Raw genomic sequence first — 2,862 nt, 5'->3', positions numbered from 1 at the left:
GATAAATATGCGCAAAAAGGATGAACAGGCATCGCTCGGCGATGAAAGGGCGATTCGCGACCACCCATGCTGTGCTGATGACCTCTCGGGCGAGTCCTTATGGGTTAAAAAGAAGAGTTTAGGTTATTTATTTATGAGCGTAAGAATTATACCCACTCTTGCAGAGGTAGGTGGGTGCCGAACACGATGATACCCCTGGGGCAGACTATTCCGTACACGGAGATCACGCTCATGCAGCTGATTATGGCGATCGCGGTCCTCGTCATCGGGTGGCTGTGCACGAGGATCGTTATCGGGGTATTCAAGAGTGAACTGGCAAAGACGAAACTACCGGAGCTGATTGTTGAGTTCCTTGGACGGCTGTTCAGCGTTCTGCTCTACGTGGTCGTGATACTGCTGGCGGTGCGCGCGCTGGGCATCAGCGTCAGTTCGGTGGTGCTCGGGCTTTCGGCGGTCATCGGCCTGGTCCTGGGCTTTGGCCTGCAGGACACCCTGACAAATATCTTCGCGGGCATCTGGCTGGCTGCACTGCGGCCGATAGATAAGGATGAGGTGGTTACCACAAATGGACAGACGGGGATAGTGAGTGCGGTCGGCATGATGGCCACCGAGCTCCGGACGTTAGATAACAAATTGGTCATTATTCCGAACAAGCTCGTCTGGGGCAGTCCGATCGTCAATTTCACGCGCATGCCCACGAGACGGGTGGAGGTCGATGTCAGTGTCAGTTACGCAACCGACCTGGACAAAGCGATTCCGATCGCGCTGGCGCTGATGAAGGATCATACGCTGGTACTCGATGATCCTGCACCGATGGTTGCTCTTCTTGAGCTTGCCGATTCGGCCGTGAACCTGCAACTCCGCGCTTGGACGAAGACCGCGGACTGGTGGACGGTCACGCTCGACCTGAGGAAGGGCATGCTCGAGGCGTACCGGCGTGAGGGCGTGGAAATACCGTTCCCGCAGATGGACGTGCATCTGAAGCACGGGTGAACGGGGCGGCAGGCGCGAAGAACGTGATATACCGACCGCCGTGCGTGACGGGCTAACGGTCCGACTGCTGGCGTGCATCCTCCGGTATCCGCTCCGCGTTTTCGAGCGGTTGCGCTTGCGATCTGCTCGCTGTTCGCCACCCGGACCGATGAAACCGCCGTTTCAGGACCGCCTTCTCCGCACTGATGATCAGCTCGACCAGGTGCTCGTTCTCTTCGCTCTCCTGCTTCAGCAGTTCTGCGGCATCATCTGCACCGAGCCCTCGGCCCGCGAGCGCAAGCAAAGCGGCCTTGCCGTACCGGGCAATCAGGTCGGCCGATGTGGTCAGGTCCGAGACCAGTTTACCACCGGCTTTTTCGCGCGTTCCAGCCGCCCGTTTACGCAGTTCACGACGGAGCACACCCTCATCCACGTTCAGGGCACCGATACGCTGCGACTCGCAGTCTGGACACTGTAGGTGCGCAGGATCCACATCATGCACGCGCAGGATCGCGATATGCTGCCAGCATGCGGTGCAGACGAAAGTAAGGGACTCGTCCATGAGCCGCGCGCTCACGTATTTATGGATAACCCGGTGCATTCGCTCGGGTGGAATGAGCTCGTAGCCGCGTTTCAGCGATGCCCCAATGCCACCGATCGGGCTGAGCTCAGCACCATAGAGCACTGCTATCTGCAGCTCACCTGCATGGATCCGTTTTAAGAGCGCCGCAGTCAGCGGCACATCCACGTCCTTATCCTCAGCTTCGCGCAGCGCCTCGGTGAAGACCGCAGTATCCTCAAAAGTCCCGATCACTTGCGCCAGGTCGAGTTCGGTCAGCGCGGCATCAGGGGCGATGGCACCAAACCGGCGCGCAACGTGGATGAACCGCATCTTAAACAAACTGCTCCTAACTAACGCGCTCTTCGCGAGCGGCTCAATGGGACCGGCCGCCAGAGCCAGGAGGACCGCACGAACCTCCTCGAGCTCCACGCCCGGCTCTGCGATCCTCAGGACGATCCGGTACGGATCCTGCTGCACCCCCACGGGCGTTCCGAGCCGGTCAGAGAGCACGGAAGCCAGGAGCATGGCCAGGGTTCGATTTGCACGGAGCCCAAAGGCGCACTGCAGGATGATCTGGTCTTTCCCGCGTTCGAGGGTGAGAACCTCGTCAGAAGGCACGGGATACCCGCTTTTCACCTGCCGGGCGACTTCGTCCAGTGCTCTGGTGAGCGTCTCCGGGCTACCCGGATAGCGCTTCAGCGCGAGCAGATCGCCCACGGGTGTTCCGATGGCTGAACTGAGCTCCTCAGACACGAACCGACGTATCGTGCCCACCTCGTTGGCTATCGTGTACGGTACGGGAATCTCCTCACCGGCCCAGCTCGGAATGGCCCCGGTGGGATCCTCTTCCTGCTTCACGTACAGCCGCTCACCGAAGACGTACAGGATCTTCCAGGCACGACCGCCTTCGATGAACTTGTTGCCCGGGCTCCCGTACTCAGCCACGAAGGCTTCATCCAGGACGCCAACCGGGACGTCATCCTCGTCAATCACGAGGAAATGGCGTTCCTCCGGGATCATCGAGAGGTGCTCGAAGTAGTAGCTGTAGAGCGGTTTTATCCGCTGCGGCCGCAGAAAGACCCGGTCTTCAGGCGAGTACCAGAGGAGACGCGGTATACGCGCGTGCATGTAGCTGAGTACGCCGATAAGCTCGTCCTCTTCCAGGTCGCGATACGGATACGCCTTTCTGAATAACGTTACCGCTTCGTCAAAGTTCCAGCGACGCTTGAGCAGGAGCAATCCGGCGAGTTGATGTGCGAGGACATCGAGCGGTTTATCCGGGATGTCTGCAGGCTCTAATTCGTCAGCGAGCGCGCGGCGACAGATGG

General features: G+C 59.4%; 2 protein-coding genes. One reads left to right on the top strand and one right to left on the bottom strand.

What is annotated here, in order from left to right; genetic code table 11:
• Positions 1–186: 186 nt before the first annotated feature.
• On the top strand, positions 187–993 hold the full coding sequence (locus ENN68_01760) for a mechanosensitive ion channel family protein (protein ID HDS44817.1): 807 nt from the start codon (positions 187–189) through the stop codon (positions 991–993).
• Between the two features lie 52 nt (positions 994–1,045).
• Here the strand turns inward: ENN68_01760 and ENN68_01755 are convergent.
• Positions 1,046–2,862, bottom strand: a 1,817-nt coding sequence (locus ENN68_01755) for a hypothetical protein (protein ID HDS44816.1), incomplete at its 5' end; no start/stop codon positions are given.

The organism is Methanomicrobia archaeon (assembly GCA_011049045.1).
Classification (GTDB): Archaea; Halobacteriota; Syntropharchaeia; order Alkanophagales; family Methanospirareceae; genus JACGMN01.
Note: the sequence above shows the minus strand (reverse complement) of the source record. Positions and strands in the feature narration are given on the sequence as shown.

Coding starts and splice junctions, on each gene's coding strand:
- ENN68_01760 (HDS44817.1), top strand. CDS start 187: ATGATACCCCTGGGGCAGACTATTCCGTACACGGAGATCACGCTCATG.